This is a genomic window from uncultured Selenomonas sp. (assembly GCF_963528755.1).
Lineage (GTDB): Bacteria > Bacillota > Negativicutes > Selenomonadales > Selenomonadaceae > Selenomonas.
In genome coordinates this window covers 151,443-166,481 of record NZ_CAURXA010000006.1, presented here as the reverse complement: position 1 = coordinate 166,481, position 15,039 = coordinate 151,443, and the positions used below count along the sequence as shown (strand labels likewise).

The window sequence follows — 15,039 nt, the reverse complement described above, 5'->3', positions numbered from 1 at the left end:
CCCTAAGCATTCACAAAATTCTTCAGGATCGCGCTGCCGACCGCTCCCGATTTTTCGGGATGAAACTGGACAGCCTGAACATTGTCCTTCGCTACCGCCGCCGTCAGGCATTCGCCGTACATCGCCTGCGCCGTGATGATCTGCGGCTCTTCGGGCACAGCATGATAGCTGTGAACGAAGTAGACGTAAGAACCTGCAGAAATGCCGCGGAAGAGGTCGATGCCCGACCGCCCCTCATGACGTTTCGCAAAATCCAAGGAGTTCCATCCCATGTGCGGAATCTTCAGCTCGGGCGCCTCGATACGGCGCACCCTGCCGGAAAAGACGCCGAGTCCTGCAGCATTTGGCGATTCGTCGCTGCCCTCGAAAAGGATCTGCAGTCCAACGCAGATGCCAAGAAGCGGCTTTCCCGCTTCTATCTCATGCCGTATCACAGGAATCAGCCCTGTCGCTTCCAGACGCTTCATGCAGTCGCCGAATGCGCCCACGCCCGGCAGGACGAGCTTCTCCGCCGCCGCAATTCGTTCTGCATCGTGCGTGACCTCCACTTCTGCACCACTATGGAGGAGCGCTTTTTCTACGCTGAAGAGGTTTCCTACGCCGTAATCAATGACCGCAATCATGCAAATCCTCCTATAAAACACCCTTGCTCGACGGCACGCCTTTGACGCGCGGATCCTTGGCGACGGCAAGGCGCAGCGCATGAGCGAGCGCCTTGAAGATCGCTTCGATCTTATGGTGCGTATTCCTGCCATAGAGCACCTTGGCATGAAGCGTGATGCCGGCATTGAAGGCAAAGGCACGCAAAAATTCCTCCGTCAGCTCCGTATCGTAGCTGCCAACGACTGGCGTCATCTCGCCTCCATCGTAGACGAGGTATGCCCTGCCGCTGATGTCGAGTGTCACGAAGGCGAGCGCTTCATCCATCGGCAAGTAGAACGACCCATAGCGCGCAATGCCCGCCTTGTCGCCCAGAGCCTCGCGAAATGCCTGTCCCAAGGCGATGCCAATGTCCTCGACGGAATGATGTCCGTCCACCTCGGTATCGCCATGACAAAGGATTTCCAGGTCAAAAAGTCCATGCACGGCGAAAAGGGTCATCATGTGGTCGAAGAAGCCGATTCCCGTATTGATGGAGCACTTGCCTGTGCCGTCAAGGCCGATGCGAAGCGCGATTTCCGTTTCGTTTGTCTTTCTCTTGACTTCGGCTTGGCGCATGTCAGTCCTTCCTCTCCTTGCTGCGCAGACGCACGGCATTGGCGTGGGCATGCAGCCCCTCCGCCTCCGCCAGACGTATGATGTCCGCCTCCACATCATGCAGGGCGTCCTTCGTATAGGAAATGATGCTCGTGCGCTTCATGAAGGTCTCGACGTTGAGCACGGAGTAGAACCTCGCCGTGCCGCCCGTCGGCAATACATGGTTGGGACCCGCGAAGTAATCGCCCAAGGGTTCCGGCGAATATGCGCCGAGGAAAACGGCTCCCGCATGGCGCACATAGGGCAGAAGCTCGAACGGCTGCTTCGTCAGAAGTTCCATGTGCTCAGGCGCGGAAATGTTCGCGTATTCCAATGCTTCCATGATGTCATCGGCGATGACGATGAGTCCGTTGTTCTCGATGGACGCTCTGGCGATATTTTCCCTCGGCAGCCCCTTCAGCTGTTCCTCCAGTAGAGCCTCGACCTCATGCGCGAGCTTTGCGCTCGTCGTGATGAGGATGCTTGACGCCAGAGTGTCATGCTCCGCCTGACTCAGCATATCGGCTGCCGTATAGGCGGGATCTGCCGTCTCGTCGGCGACGATGAGGATCTCGCTCGGGCCAGCCAGCATGTCGATGTCACAATGGCCGTAAACAGCTTTCTTCGCGAGCGTGACGAAGATGTTGCCGGGGCCCGTGATCTTGTCGACGCGCGGAATCGTTTCAGTGCCGTATGCCATGGCGGCGATCGCTTGTGCGCCGCCGATCTTGTAGATCTTGGACACGCCCGCAATCTTCGCCGCGAGAAGCACATAGGGATTGATCTTGCCGTTTTTCGGCGGCACCATCATGATGATCTCGCCGACGCCTGCGACGGCAGCAGGAACAGCGTTCATCAAGACGGAGGACGGATACGCCGCCGTGCCGCCCGGCACATAGATGCCCGCGCGGTCGAGCGGAATCAGCGACTGTCCGAGAATCGAGCCTTTCTCGCGGTACGTCAGCCATGAATTTGATTTTTGTTCTTCGTGGTAGCTGCGCACATTGTGCGCGGCTCTTTGTAGCGATGCGACGATTGCCAGGTCTGCATTTTTTTCCGCTTCGGCAAACTCCTCTTCTGATACTCGAAAATCTTCGGGGGAAAAATCCGTGCCGTCGATGAGCTTCGTGTACTTGATAACGGCTTCATCGCCATGACGGCGCACGTCCTCGACGATGCGCACGGCGACTTCCGCCGCTGTGAGATCGGCGCCGAAGATCTTTCGGTTCGCCTCGCGAATCTTTGGATTGAGCTGCACCTCATCGAAGGGCGGCTTCACCAAGAGCTTCCGTATTTTATCTTTACCGAGCTCTTTCGCCGATACAATCTTCATGATTTTGCTTCCCCGCTTTCCAACGCACTGCGTAAATCTTCGACCAGGCGGTAGATCCGCTCAAACTTCAGCTTGTAGCTCACGCGATTGACGATGAGCCGCGCCGTCGCATCCATGATGTGCGCGATTTCCTCAAGATTGTTCTCCTTGAGCGTCGTGCCCGTTTCCACGATGTCCACGATGCTCTCGGAAAGCCCGACCAAGGGGCCAAGCTCGATGGATCCATTGAGCTTGATGTATTCCATCTGCATGCCTTTTTTTGTAAAAAACTGCTCAGCTATATGAGGAAACTTCGTGGCGACGCGCGTATGCGCATAGTCGGCGAGCTTTGCTCTCTTCTGCGCTTTATCGACCGCCATCATCAGATGGCACTTGCCGAAGCCGAGATCGAGGACTTCATAAACGTCCTTTTCCGCTTCCGCGAGGACGTCCTTGCCTATGACGCCGATGTCCGCCGCACCGTATTCGACATACGTCGGCACGTCCGCCGTCTTCGCGACGATGAAGCGAATCTTTTTTTCCTCGTTGGAAATGATGAGCTTGCGCGATTTCTCTTCCAGTCCCTCCGCCGTATAGCCGACGCGGGAAAAAAGCTCTTTGGACAGAGCGAAAAGCTTGCCCTTCGGAAAAGCAATCGTCAAGTAGTCCTTTCCGTTTATATCCATGAATTACACCTCGAATCACTAAGGAAGCGCTGATAAAACGAGGTCGCCCGGACGTGTGAAGATGGGCGGCTGAATTTATCAGTGCTTTCACTAATTCAGACTGTCCGCCTGCCGCAGCAACTGCAGTTCCATCGAGTCTCCAGATGTGGGCGAAGCATGGTGCAGACGCACGACAGACGCCTCCCTGCTGCATCCCAAGAGACGCAATTTCTCACTGCCGATTTCGGCATGATGATAATAGACGTAAAGCGCATGACGCCAAAAACCGAAGATGCCATCGCGCGAGACAGTCGCATGACGGCGCGAAAAGCGCGGCAGAAAGCGGTTCAAGAGAACGACGGCGACCTTTCCCCAAAGGCCGAGGTCGCCTTTCACGCGCCCCACATCGTGCAGGAGAGCGATGCGTACGAGAAAAATTTCGTCTACGCCGTTTTTTTTGTGTGCCAATTCCAATGCCGTATATGCCGTATGAAGCGCATGACGCTGATCGATGACGTCCATCGCATAGAACAGTGCACGCTCCCCTTCGGCAAGAAACCGGCGCACAAAAGCATGATCGCTTTCATTCAGATGCGCTGTGAGGGCATTGAGGAATTGCAGAACCCTCTGTTTCATGAAATGTAGATGAGCTCTTTATAGCCCTTGGATTTTCTGTACTCATCGGCCTTCTGCTCTGCCTGCGCCTGAAACGCCGTTTCGCATGTCTTCCCCTGCTCACGCAGTTTCCTTGCCTCTCGCAGCGCCTCGGGCAGTTTGTCGTGTGCATAGGCGATGTAGCAGTCTTTGGATGGCAGGATTCGCTCTTGACTCTGACGCTCCTTTGCAAGAAGCAGGCGCTCGATGCCCAGCGCGAAACCTGTGGCGGGGCAAGGATTGCCGAAGCCCGCAAGCAGTTGGTCGTAGCGTCCGCCGCCGCATATAGGATAGCCCATACCCGGGGCATACGCCTCGAACACCATCCCCGTATAATAATTCAAGTCGCGAATCACACCGAGATCGAAAGAGACGTATTCGGCGACGCCGTATTCCTGCAGCAGGCGATAAATCTCCGACAGATTGTCGAGCGCCCTTCGCCCCTGCTCGTTCAATACAATGCTGTAGGCTTCGTGCAGGACGTCCTTCTTTCCGTGCAGCGTGGGAATTCGCTTCATGCCCTCCTTTGCCGCAGCGGGAAGATCCGTTTCCTCCACGATTGCGGCAAGCTCTACGAGATCGTGCCGCTCTAGGGCAAGTGTGACGCGCTCCTGCTGCGTCTCGGTGAAGTGCATCTGGCGCATCATGCCGCTGATGAAGTCGACCTGCCCGAGGCAGACTTGAAAATCCTGCAGTCCCGCCGCGCGGATGCCTTCGATGGCCAAGGCGATGACTTCGGCATCAGCCGCGACGGCGCTCGTGCCAATGAGCTCGACGCCGCCTTGATTGAATTCGCACTGCCGCCCCGCCTGCGCCTGCTCCGATCGGAAAACGTTGCTGATATAGGCAAGTTTCAGCGGCAGAGGCTCCTCCCTCATGCGGCTCGCGACAAGACGTGCGATGGGCGTCGTCATCTCGTGGCGCAGCGCCAGCGTCCTGTTGTCCTGATCGAACAGCTTGAACATCTGCGGTTCCAGGCAGCGCCCGTTTCCCATCGTCAAAGTGTCAAGGTACTCGATGGCAGGCGTCGCGATCTCATCGTATCCCCAGAGACGAAAAAGCTCCATGAGCGCCGCTTCCACATGGCGCTTTTCCTGCGCTTCCTGCGGCATGAGATCCCGCGTTCCGTAGGGAATCCCAAAAATCCATTCATTTTCGGACATTTTCATCCACCTCTTGCCTGTTTTTTTCTTCCTTTTTCTGCCGCATTCTCTCCAGCACAAGTTCGTAGCCGTCGGCACCGTAATTCAGGCATCGCTTGACGCGGCTGATCGTTGCCGTACTGGCTCCCGTGCGCTCCACAATCGCATCGTACGTATTCCCCCGCCGCAGCATGGACGCCACTTCGAGCCGCTGCGCCATCGCCTTGAGCTCAGCGACCGTGCAGATGTCCTCGAAAAAAGCATAGCTTTCCTCTGTATTGCGCAGGAGCAAGACTGCCGCCATAAGCTGATCGCTCAACTCGCTGCGCAGCTTTTCATTGATCATGTCCATCCCGTCCTTTTATCGAAGCAATGAGCTCTTTAGTTCTTTACTTTGCGAAAATACTATTTTATTATAGCATTGATTCTTATATGCTGCAAGTAATTCCTCCAAACGTATAAAAAATTCGAGAGGCGATGAAAATCGCCTCTCGAATTTTTGTTTGTGCAATATGGGAATCAGAAGAAGTAGCGGATGCGAGACCAGAGTTTCTTTACATCTCGTCCATTGTCCACGATATTCTCGCCGTCAAAGTAAGCGACGTAGCCAACGATGTTCTTGGCGAACGTGTACTCGCCGCCGACTTCCCAGCCTTTCCAACTCGGTTCTGCACCATAGAAGGTCGGTCCGACGACGCTCATATTGCCGAGATGACGGTAGGCGGCGTAAAGACCAAAAGAGCCGTGGTCAGACTTCGAAGCACCTTTGTACCTAAGCTCGGCATTGTAGTTGCGGTTGAACTTCTTCTCAAGGTCGCCCTTCGTGTTCTCGCCATAGTAGCCGCTGAGCTTGACATTCTTGTCAAACTTGTAGCTCGCTCCAACGCCCCAGATGCCGAGCGCATCGCTGCCGTATCTTTTCGTTTCAGGGGCATAGGTCTCGGTATCAAGTCCTCCAATATGGACGTACTCGCCCGTGATGTCGAATTTGCTGCTCGGACGGAAAGTAAGCGCCGCCTTGCCAAAACTGCCGGTCGTATTGACGGGATAAGAGAACGCTCCTGTATCCGTATAACGAGGGACAAACCTGTCCTTACCGATGCGACCGCCCGTCAGAACCGCCGTGACCTTGTCACCCGCATAGGTGACCTGGCCGCCAGAGATATTATCATCCAAGATGACGCCCTGCTCCGTCCATACAGGAAACATGCCTGCTTCAATTGTCCACGCGCCGTAGTGCCCTTCGACATTCGCCTGCTTGAGTTCCAAAGGCTTCGTCGTATCGTTTTTCATATCAGCACGACCGTCGATACGAGCGCGCACGAGCCAGTGATCGTTGATCGTGGCGACAGGCTTCAAGCGGAGTTCGAGACGATTCATGGAAGAATCCGGTCCATCATGGAATATCCTCTTGCTGGCCGTGTAGCGCATCTCGCCGCCCCACTTCACGTTGTCGATGCGGTCTTCAAGGTTGGCGACGCGCACGCCGAGGTTGCTGAGCTCTGCGGAGAACTCAGCCGCGAGGCGGTCGATCAAAGCCTTCTGCTGTGCATTGACCTGATCTTCCTTCGCCATTGCCTTGGCGACCATCTGCGCCATCTCATAGCGCGTAATCTCGTTCTCTCCGCGATATGTGCCGTCACCATAGCCCTCGATGACGCCTTCGTCAGCAAGTTCAGCCACAGCATCGTAGGCCCAATGATCCCTCGGCACATCGGCGAAGGGATTCGCCGCCGCAAAGGCAGAGGCCGACGTGCAGACGATTGCTGCAGTGAGAGCCATAGCCGAAATCTTCTTGTTCATAAACGAAATTCCTCCTAGTATTCCTATCAATGGATTATATCATTCTTCCTCATCCGCTTCCCATCAGCTCTGCGACACGCACGCGCCGCACGAGGAAGCCCGATGCCGCTGCGCGTAAGCACTGGTCAAAGGCGAGCGCAATCCATGCGCCCAAAATGCCGAGGCCGAGCACGTAGAGCAGAAATGCCGTGAAGAGCGGGCGCAAAAAGGTCACGCTGACGAAGTAGCACATCGCCACCTGCCCCGTTTTGCCGCTGCCGCGCAGGACTCCGGCAAAAATCAGCGCCAAGGCCTCGGGGAAACCCACTGCCGCCACGAAGAGCATGATGGGCGTTCCCATGGTGATGACCGCAGGATCGCGGTCGTAGAAACCGATGATGGAAGTTGAGAAAACTGCTGTCAATACTGCGGCGAGCAGAGAGAATGCCAGACCCCATCGGATGCCTGCATGCAGGTAGGCGCGCCAGTCATGTGCGCGGCGTGCGCCGCAGGACTGGCCGGCAAGCACCATGCTCGCCTTGCCCATGCCTTGAGCAAAGCCATAGTAAAGGTCGCAGAAATTCATGCAAATGCTGTGCACGGCGAAGGGAATCGTACCGAGTTCCACTGCCATGCGCGAATAAAGCACCATGCCGACGCGCTCGCAGCCCATCTCGCCGAAAATCCCGGCAAAGAGACTGCCGAATTCCCGCAAAAAGGGCAGATCGGGAAAAATCTTCTGCATTCCACGAAAAATGCCCAAGCGGAAAAGCGCGATAAGCGTCGCAAGGAAAGCAAAGAACGAGCCTAAGAGCGTGGCAATCGCCGCGCCCTCGACCCCAAGCGCCGGAAACGGTCCGAGGCCGAAAATCAGGAATGCATTGCCTATGACATTGAGGACATTGCTCGTCACATTGACAGCAAGCACGAGCGCCGTATTGCCGAAGCCGATGAGCACTGCCTGCAGAAGTGTCGCCATGGACAGAAAGAAGACTGCTGCAACGGCAATCGCTGCATAGCTGTGTGCAAGAGCGAAATACTCCTCTTTTGCTCCCATGAGGAGAAGCACATCGTCTACGAAGAGAAAGGCTGCAAGGTGCATGGCAACAAGAACTGGCATCGTGATGAACACCGAATGCAGAAGAGCCTCCCCCGCTTCTCGCCGCCTTCCCGCCCCGACATGACGTGCCACCAAGAGCACGACCACGGAGGCAAAGGAACGCGCAACGGTCAGAAGCACCATACGCGGCTGCTCGAAGACGCCGATTGCCGCAATGGACAGCGTGCCCAAGGCGCCGACCATGACGAGATCCGCCATGCCCAGGAGATTCATGAATACGCCTTCCATGGCGGCAGGCATAGCGATTGCGAGATACTTGCGATCATGAGCGGTCAATGTCATAAATCGTCCCAAGCCCCTTTGTTTCCAGCTCGTCACATAATTATCGTTGCTAATTATATAACAAAGCCTTCCTTGCAACAAGACGATAATAAAAATCTTTTTCTTTTTAAGAATATCATCGTCAACTGCACGATTCGTTTCAGGCGCCCTTTGTCTCTTCTTGATCTTCCGCAAAAAGGTGACATGCTACGATATGTCCCTCGGAAAGTTCCATGCGAGTAGGCTTCTTTTCCTTGCAGACCGGCATGCACTTGTCGCAGCGATTCTGGAAAGGACAGCCCTTGGGCACATCGAGCGGACTTGGAATCTCGCCGCGAAGAAGCTGGACGTCCGCCTTGCCCTTGGGCTGCAGCGGAAAGACCGACTTCATCAAGGCCTGCGTATAGGGATGCTTCGCCTTGGGCAGATCCTTTGCGCGCAGGATTTCGACGACATTGCCGAGGTACATGACGACGACGCGGTGCGTGAGCAGCGCGACGAGCGCCAGGTCATGGCAGATGAAGAGGATGGAAATGCCCTTCTCCTTCTGCAGTTTTGCCAGAAGTTCTACGACCTTTTCCTGTACGGAGACGTCGAGCGCACTCGTCGCCTCGTCGCAAACGAGGATTTCCGGCTCAAGTGCCAGTGCGCGTGCGATGCCGACGCGCTGTCTCTGCCCGCCGCTCATATTGCCGGGATAACGCTCGGCAAATTCTGCGGGAAGTTCGACGAGGTTCAACAGCTCCTTCGCCTTTTCCGCTGCACTCGTCTTCAAAAGTCCGAAGTTGCGCAAAGGTTCGGCAAGGATGTCCTTGATCTTCATCTTGGGATTGAACGCCGTACCGGGATCTTGAAAGACCATCTGGATATTGCGGCGATTCTGCCGCGCTTCTTCTCCCGTAAGAGATGTGATTTCCTTATTCTGAAAGAAAATCTTGCCTTCCGTCGGCTTATGAAGCTGCATGAGCGTCTTGACCAGCGTGCTCTTGCCGCAGCCGCTCTCGCCCACGATGCCGAGAGTTTCCCCCTTGCACAGGGAGAAACTCACATCATCGCAGGCCGTGAGCGCACGACCGTCAGCTGTGGGGAAACGCTTCGTGATATGCTCGATGCGCAGGACTTCTTCGTTTTTAACTGGCATACGACATACCCCCGATCTGCGGCACGGAATGAAGGAGTTCCTTCGTGTAGTTCGCCTGCGGGTTTTCGATGATTGCCTCAGACGTTCCCTCTTCCACGACGTGCCCGTTCTGCATGACCATGATTTTGTCCGACATATAGGTGGCAACGCCGAGGTTGTGCGTGACGAGGATGATGGCCGTGCCGTCCTCGCGGCAGATTTTCATCAGTTCCTTGACCACCTGCGCCTGCGTCGTGACATCGAGCGCCGAAGTCGGCTCATCTGCCAAGAGGAGCTGCGGCCGAAAGAACATCGCCATGGCGACGCCGACACGCTGGCGCATGCCGCCTGAAAGCTCAAAGGGAAAGCTATCCATGATGGTATCGGGGTTCGGAAGCTGCATCTTGTCCAGCATTTCCTTCGCCTCTTTTTCCGCCTTCTGTGGGTCCATCGAGCTGTGCTCAAGGATGTACTCGACAAACTGGCTGCCAATCGTGCGGATGGGATTCATCATGCTGCCGCTGTCCTGAAAAATCATCGAGATGTTGCGCCCGCTGATGTCGCGCCACATCTTTGGCGTATTTTTCAGCATGTTCACGCCGGAAAAGATGATCTCGCCTTCATTCACGCGCCCCTCGTGGGGGAGGCAGCCCAAGATCACGCGTATGACGCTGGTCTTGCCGCTGCCGCTCTCGCCCACGAGTGACAATACTTCGCCGGAATCGAGGGAAAAACTTATGCCATGCACCATCTCGGTGCCGGCATATTGGATATGGAGGTTCTTGACCTCAAGAAGCATATCGTTCTTCCTTTCTCCTCACTTCGCCGGGCGGATCTTGTTCGTCACCCAATAGTAGTCGGACGGATACATCGTCGCGCCCGTGATCTTCGTCGAGCTGATGATGTTCGTCTCAGGATAGCCGAGGAAGAGTCCCGCGCCATCGTTCATGATGATCTGCTGGATGTCGATCATGAGCTGGCGGCGCTTCGCCTTGTCGAACTCCGTGGAAAGCTCGGCGAACTTCGCGTCGAGCGCAGGATTGCTGTAGCCCGAGCCGTTCTGCGGGTTGTCGCCGTCCTTGTTCGTGCGCCAGTACCAGTTGAGGAAGATCTCGGGATCGCCCGTGTTCGCCGTCGTGATGTTGGAAATCAACAGGTCGTACTCACCGTTGATGCCCATCTTGTCAATGAGGTTGTAGTCAACGCTCTTGATCTTGACGTCGATGCCGACCTTCTTGGCGTCCGCCTGCACGGCCTCAGCATAGATGGGCAGCTCGGCGCGGCTGTTGTAAACGACGAAATCGACGCTCAGCGGCTTGCCGTCCTTGTCACGGATGCCGTCACCGTCCGTGTCCTTCCAGCCGGCTTCGTCGAGCAGCTTCTTGGCACGCTCCACATCGTAGTGGTTCGGGTCGGTGAGCTGATCGAAACCGTAGTCCATGGAAGGAGGAATCGGCGCCTTGCCTTCAATGAACGTGCCCTTCAGGATGATCTCGTTGTAAGACTTGCGGTCGCACATGCTGATGAAGGCCGCACGAACCTTCGGATCGCCCAGAACGCCCTTCTGGTTGATGCGTGCGAGCACCACGCGCAGCGAGGCGATGCGGTCGATGTGGAACTTCGAGGTGTCATTGAAAAGGCCGATGTCGCCTGCGCCGATGTTCACAGCCATATCGACTTCGCCCGACTGGAGAGCCATGGCGCGCGTATTCGGGTCGTCAATCGAGGGAATCTCGACCGTCTCATACGGCACTTCGCCGTCCCAGTAATGCGGGTTCTTCTTCATGACCGCCTTTTCCTTGGTGAAGGATTCGCAGACGTAAGGACCCGTGCAGATCGGTCCCTGCTTCGCGAAGTCGCGCTCGCCTTCCGCCGTCGTATCGACGATGAGGAAGAGCGGGTCAGCGAGGAAGCCCGGCATGTTCGGCTCAGGCTTCTCCGTCGTGATGATGAGATTCTGCCCGTCCGCCTTGATCTCCTTATACTTGAAGAACGTCTCGGCACGCTTGTTCTTGGCGAAAGCGCGCTCGATGGACCTCTTGACCGCTTCCGCCGTCAGATCCCTGCCGTTCGAGAACTTCACGCCGTCGCGGATCTTGAACGTCCAGGTCATGTGATCATCGCTGATCTTCCAGCTCTCTGCGAGCCACGGCTGCACGTTCATCTTCTCGTCGAACTTTGCCAAGGCCTCGCCCATGCCGTAGCGCATGACGACCCAGCCAAAGTAGTTTTCCGTCGGCTCCAGGCTGTCGGCGAAGTTTGTCACACCGACCTTGAGCGTCGAAGTGTCCGCCTTGTCCGAGCCGCAGCCTGCAAAGATTGCCGCGGAGAAGATCAAGGTGAATACCAGGAAAAGCCATCGTTTCATTTTGTTCACAAAAATACCCCTTTCTTAATTTGCCTTTTTGGGATCCATGACATCGCGCAGACTGTCGCCCCAAAGATTGAAGACGGCGACGACGACGAGGATGGCGACGCCCGGATAGACCATGAGCCAAGGCGCTGTCTGGATGAACTGCCGCCCCTCGTTTAGCATGAGTCCCCACTCGGGCGTCGGCGCCTGTGCGCCGAAGCCGAGGAACGACAGGCCGGCAATCTCCATCATCATCGCGCCGATGTCCGTCGCCGCCGTCAGGATGATCGTCGGCAGAAGGTTCGGCGCGATGTGACGCCAAATGATCATCGACGTGCGCGTGCCGTTCGTGACGGCGGCCGCGAGGAAGTCCTGCTGTGCCAGCTTGAGCGTCAAGCTGCGCGCCAGTCGCGCGTATCTCGTCCAGCCGACGGCAGAAAGCGCCAAGATCGTGTTCGCGATGCTGCCGCCGAGCATGCCGGCGATGGCGATGGCGAGCACAATGCCCGGAAAAGCCAGCACCATGTCCGTGAAGCGCATGAGCAAGGTGTCGACCTTGCCGCCCACAAAGCCGGCGATGATGCCGACGAGCGTGCCGATGACGGACATGATGAAGACGATGCCGAGTGCCATGGCGATGGAAATTCTCATGCCGTAAAGGATGCGCGTGAAGGAATCCCTGCCGAGCTTGTCCGTGCCGAAGAGATGCTCCGACGACGGCGGCAGAAGCGACGTCTGCATCGAGGACGTGTACGGGTCGTACGGTGCAAAATACGGTGCTATGACAGCTGCCGCAATGAGCGCAACAACCAGTACGGAATAGAGATAAAAAAGTTTTCTGTCCTTCGCCATCAGCGTCCCCCCCTCTTCAAGCGCGGATCAAGCTGCGCGTAAGAAATATCGACGAGGAGGTTGATGATCATGTAGAGTATGGCGATCCACAGCACAAATCCCTGCACCAGTGGATAGTCGCGCATCTCGATCGCATGGACGGCCATCTTGCCGAGTCCCGGCCACGAGAATACCATCTCGATGACGGCTACGCCGCCCAAGAGCCAGCCGATGGCAAGCCCCAGGAGCGTCACGAGCGGCAGGCAGGCGTTCGGCAGCACATGACGCCAAAGGATGCGCTGCATGGAAAGACCGCGCGCCTTGGCACCGATCACATAGTCCTGTCCAAGCTCTTCGAGGACAGCCGTGCGCACCTGTCGCGTATACTTCGCCGACATGACGATGGCGAGCGTGAGCGCAGGAAGCACGATGCCTCGCGCCGTGATGTCACCGCCCGCAATCGGGAAGAGGTGCAGCTTCAATCCGAAGATATAGAGCAGCACAAGTCCGATCCAAAAGCCCGGCATCGAAACGCCGAAGAACGACAGCACGCGGATCACATAGTCAATCCAACGGTTGCGGTAAATGGCTGCGACGATGCCCAATGGCAGGGAGATCAAGACCGTCATGGCGGTCGCAACTACGGCGAGCGCCAGCGTGCCCGGCAAGCACTGCATGAGCTTGTCAAACACGGGAATTTTCGCCGAATATGAGCGTCCCATGTCGCCGTGCAGCACGCCGCCCAGCCATCTCCCATACTGCACGAGAAACGGCTGATCGAGTCCCAGTTCCTTGCGCGTCGCGTCGATCGTTTCCTGTGACACGACGGAATCGCCGACCTCCAAGAGCGTTTCCGCAGGATCGCCCGGCGAGAGATACGTCAGGCTGAATGTCAGGAAGCTCACGCCAAAGAGTGTGATGAGCATCTGACACAGACGGCGTATCAATTCTTTTCCTTTCAATGCAATATCTCATCTCCTTAAAAATCATATAAAAAAGACATTTGCGACCGAATCCTCAGAATCGGTCTCTATAAGGAAACGCCCATCTATCCGGCATTTCCATAAAAAAACGCATGTCCGTCAACCAAGACAAGACATGCGGATTTTTCCTGCAAGCGCAAAACACCAAGAGCATATTCTGCCAACAGAATACACCTCGGCATCCATCTCCTCATCTCTCGTAAGTCAAGCAATGAATCTTATCATAAGCAGGCTTTCTGGCTCTCGGATCATCGTTTGTTTCCGTCTTCCCGGGTTTTCCCAGTGACATGTCAGGAAGTGCCGATGCATTCAGCACTTTCATAAGAAACAGCGATTTCAGCGTTTCCTATGGAAACAAATTCCCCGATTACAGCTGCGGGACAGCATGGGTCTTTCACCCATTTTCCTCTCATCGCTCGCCGATATACATCGGCGACACTTATGACGTCTGTATGAAGTTTTAAGAAACTAATTACTATCGGTAATTATATAGCAAAGTTCCTATCATGGCAAGCGCACGAAAAATTTTTCTTTAAGAAACATTATTTTTCTATGTGATATACCTGCATGCTCAGCCATCCTCCTGCTGCTCCATCTGGCGATGCATAAAATCTCTGCCGAACACCTTGAGCGTGTAATAAAAACCGATGAAGAACGGGATGTACTCGGCGATGAGCCGCCAGCAAACGGCGAGGATGCCGACGGTGCCTGCCGGTACGGAATCGGCGAAGAGCAAGACGAAGCCGCCCTCCGCGATGCCGGAGCCGCCGGGCGTCGGCGTGAAGTAGAGCAGCATGTTGAGGAAAATCATGCGCCCCATGACCGTGTACCAATCGGCATCTGTCACGCCGAGTCCCAAAAGAAGACATGGCACGATGGCATAGATGAACATGAGACTGAAGCCTGATTCAAAAAAGATGCGAACCATGCTCTTGGGCGAGGACGCGAGGAGATGCACGCCCATCTTGAGATCACGATAAAAAGAGAGCAGCTTTTTGCTGCGCTTCGCGCTCAGTCGCTTCGTCAGGCGCAGGATGATGTAGTCGAACGCATTCGCACGAAAAGCAAGCGCGATGAGTGCGATGACGACGAAGGCGATGACAGAGATGAGCATCAGCGTATGATTGTCCACGCCGGGCAGGATGCCTGCGTCGTGCAGGAAGATGAACGGCATGCAGCATATAAGGAAGAGGATGGACACGAGGGTTCGCACGATGACGAGAACCGTCGCCTTGCCCGCTGGTACGCCTGCATGGCGCAGGAACATGAGCTGCGCCACAGCGCCGCCCGTTGCCCCCGGCGTCAGGAGCGCGAGAAAGTAGTTGCCGAAGACCACCTGCACCGCCTGTCCCAGCGTGATGTGCTCGCCCGAGATCTTCACGAGGTGCATGAGGCGCGTGCCGTCAAGCGTCAGACCAAGGCTCACGCAGAGGAGCGCAAGGGCGATGGACCACGGCTGGAACGCTGTGAGATTTTTCAAGGTATGAATGTCGACCGTCGAATAGATGACGGCGCCCGAGATGAAGAAAACGAGCAGCAGCGGTACGATGAAACGCTTGCAGAACACCTTCATTTGACAC

General features: G+C 56.0%; 15 protein-coding genes and 1 riboswitch. All 15 genes read right to left on the bottom strand.

What is annotated here, in order from left to right; all coding sequences use genetic code 11:
- Positions 1–2 precede the first annotated feature (2 nt).
- The 15 genes from hisH to RWS31_RS08640 all read right to left on the bottom strand — a co-directional run bounded on the left by hisH (position 3) and on the right by RWS31_RS08640 (position 15,032).
- Complete coding sequence (gene hisH / locus RWS31_RS08710; RefSeq protein ID WP_314597588.1) at positions 3–623, bottom strand: imidazole glycerol phosphate synthase subunit HisH; 621 nt, start codon at positions 621–623, stop codon at positions 3–5.
- A gap of 10 nt (positions 624–633) precedes the next feature.
- Complete coding sequence (gene hisB, locus RWS31_RS08705) at positions 634–1,218, bottom strand: imidazoleglycerol-phosphate dehydratase HisB (protein WP_298589923.1); 585 nt, start codon at positions 1,216–1,218, stop codon at positions 634–636.
- Between the two features lies 1 nt (position 1,219).
- Positions 1,220–2,569 (bottom strand): histidinol dehydrogenase, encoded by a 1,350-nt coding sequence (gene hisD, locus RWS31_RS08700; protein WP_314597586.1) that lies wholly within the window; start codon positions 2,567–2,569, stop codon positions 1,220–1,222.
- Positions 2,566–3,234 (bottom strand): ATP phosphoribosyltransferase, encoded by a 669-nt coding sequence (gene hisG, locus RWS31_RS08695; RefSeq protein WP_314597584.1) that lies wholly within the window; start codon positions 3,232–3,234, stop codon positions 2,566–2,568. Before hisG ends, hisD begins: the two co-directional genes overlap by 4 nt.
- A gap of 90 nt (positions 3,235–3,324) precedes the next feature.
- A complete protein-coding gene (locus tag RWS31_RS08690) occupies positions 3,325–3,849 on the bottom strand; it encodes a phosphohydrolase (RefSeq protein ID WP_314597582.1) in 525 nt (174 codons plus the stop codon).
- A complete protein-coding gene (hisZ, locus tag RWS31_RS08685) occupies positions 3,846–5,030 on the bottom strand; it encodes an ATP phosphoribosyltransferase regulatory subunit (RefSeq protein WP_314597581.1) in 1,185 nt (394 codons plus the stop codon). Before hisZ ends, RWS31_RS08690 begins: the two co-directional genes overlap by 4 nt.
- Positions 5,017–5,355 carry a YerC/YecD family TrpR-related protein gene (locus tag RWS31_RS08680; RefSeq protein ID WP_314597580.1) on the bottom strand — a complete coding sequence of 113 codons (339 nt, stop codon included), beginning with the start codon at positions 5,353–5,355 and terminating at the stop codon, positions 5,017–5,019. The genes hisZ and RWS31_RS08680 overlap by 14 nt, the downstream gene beginning before the upstream one ends.
- Positions 5,356–5,528: 173 nt before the next feature.
- Entirely contained in the window at positions 5,529–6,812 is a 1,284-nt protein-coding gene (locus RWS31_RS08675; protein ID WP_314597579.1) for an S-layer homology domain-containing protein, read from the bottom strand.
- Between the two features lie 49 nt (positions 6,813–6,861).
- On the bottom strand, positions 6,862–8,205 hold the full coding sequence (locus RWS31_RS08670; RefSeq protein ID WP_314597577.1) for an MATE family efflux transporter: 1,344 nt from the start codon (positions 8,203–8,205) through the stop codon (positions 6,862–6,864).
- Between the two features lie 127 nt (positions 8,206–8,332).
- Complete coding sequence (locus RWS31_RS08665; RefSeq protein WP_314597576.1) at positions 8,333–9,313, bottom strand: ABC transporter ATP-binding protein; 981 nt, start codon at positions 9,311–9,313, stop codon at positions 8,333–8,335.
- Positions 9,303–10,091 (bottom strand): ABC transporter ATP-binding protein, encoded by a 789-nt coding sequence (locus RWS31_RS08660; RefSeq protein WP_314597574.1) that lies wholly within the window; start codon positions 10,089–10,091, stop codon positions 9,303–9,305. Before RWS31_RS08660 ends, RWS31_RS08665 begins: the two co-directional genes overlap by 11 nt.
- An 18-nt stretch (positions 10,092–10,109) precedes the next feature.
- Positions 10,110–11,660, bottom strand: a complete 1,551-nt coding sequence (locus tag RWS31_RS08655; protein ID WP_314597708.1) for an ABC transporter substrate-binding protein — start codon at positions 11,658–11,660, stop codon at positions 10,110–10,112.
- A gap of 24 nt (positions 11,661–11,684) precedes the next feature.
- Positions 11,685–12,497, bottom strand: coding sequence for a nickel transporter permease (gene nikC / locus RWS31_RS08650; protein WP_314597572.1), 813 nt, complete (start codon positions 12,495–12,497; stop codon positions 11,685–11,687).
- Positions 12,497–13,438 (bottom strand): nickel ABC transporter permease, encoded by a 942-nt coding sequence (gene nikB / locus RWS31_RS08645; RefSeq protein WP_314597571.1) that lies wholly within the window; start codon positions 13,436–13,438, stop codon positions 12,497–12,499. The genes nikC and nikB overlap by 1 nt, the downstream gene beginning before the upstream one ends.
- A gap of 229 nt (positions 13,439–13,667) precedes the next feature.
- Positions 13,668–13,917, bottom strand: a riboswitch (cobalamin riboswitch).
- 113 nt (positions 13,918–14,030) lie between these two features.
- Entirely contained in the window at positions 14,031–15,032 is a 1,002-nt protein-coding gene (locus tag RWS31_RS08640) for a lysylphosphatidylglycerol synthase transmembrane domain-containing protein (RefSeq protein WP_314597570.1), read from the bottom strand.
- Between the last annotated feature and the right edge of the window lie 7 nt (positions 15,033–15,039).

Excerpts from the sequence above, each read along its gene's own strand:
- hisH (WP_314597588.1), bottom strand. The coding sequence starts at position 623 with ATGATTGCGGTCATTGATTACGGCGTAGGAAACCTCTTCAGCGTAGAA.
- hisB (WP_298589923.1), bottom strand. The coding sequence starts at position 1,218 with ATGCGCCAAGCCGAAGTCAAGAGAAAGACAAACGAAACGGAAATCGCG.
- hisD (WP_314597586.1), bottom strand. The coding sequence starts at position 2,569 with ATGAAGATTGTATCGGCGAAAGAGCTCGGTAAAGATAAAATACGGAAG.
- hisG (WP_314597584.1), bottom strand. The coding sequence starts at position 3,234 with ATGGATATAAACGGAAAGGACTACTTGACGATTGCTTTTCCGAAGGGC.
- RWS31_RS08690 (WP_314597582.1), bottom strand. The coding sequence starts at position 3,849 with ATGAAACAGAGGGTTCTGCAATTCCTCAATGCCCTCACAGCGCATCTG.
- hisZ (WP_314597581.1), bottom strand. The coding sequence starts at position 5,030 with ATGTCCGAAAATGAATGGATTTTTGGGATTCCCTACGGAACGCGGGAT.
- RWS31_RS08680 (WP_314597580.1), bottom strand. The coding sequence starts at position 5,355 with ATGATCAATGAAAAGCTGCGCAGCGAGTTGAGCGATCAGCTTATGGCG.
- RWS31_RS08675 (WP_314597579.1), bottom strand. The coding sequence starts at position 6,812 with ATGAACAAGAAGATTTCGGCTATGGCTCTCACTGCAGCAATCGTCTGC.
- RWS31_RS08665 (WP_314597576.1), bottom strand. The coding sequence starts at position 9,313 with ATGCCAGTTAAAAACGAAGAAGTCCTGCGCATCGAGCATATCACGAAG.
- RWS31_RS08660 (WP_314597574.1), bottom strand. The coding sequence starts at position 10,091 with ATGCTTCTTGAGGTCAAGAACCTCCATATCCAATATGCCGGCACCGAG.
- RWS31_RS08655 (WP_314597708.1), bottom strand. The coding sequence starts at position 11,660 with ATGAAACGATGGCTTTTCCTGGTATTCACCTTGATCTTCTCCGCGGCA.
- nikC (WP_314597572.1), bottom strand. The coding sequence starts at position 12,497 with ATGGCGAAGGACAGAAAACTTTTTTATCTCTATTCCGTACTGGTTGTT.
- RWS31_RS08640 (WP_314597570.1), bottom strand. The coding sequence starts at position 15,032 with ATGAAGGTGTTCTGCAAGCGTTTCATCGTACCGCTGCTGCTCGTTTTC.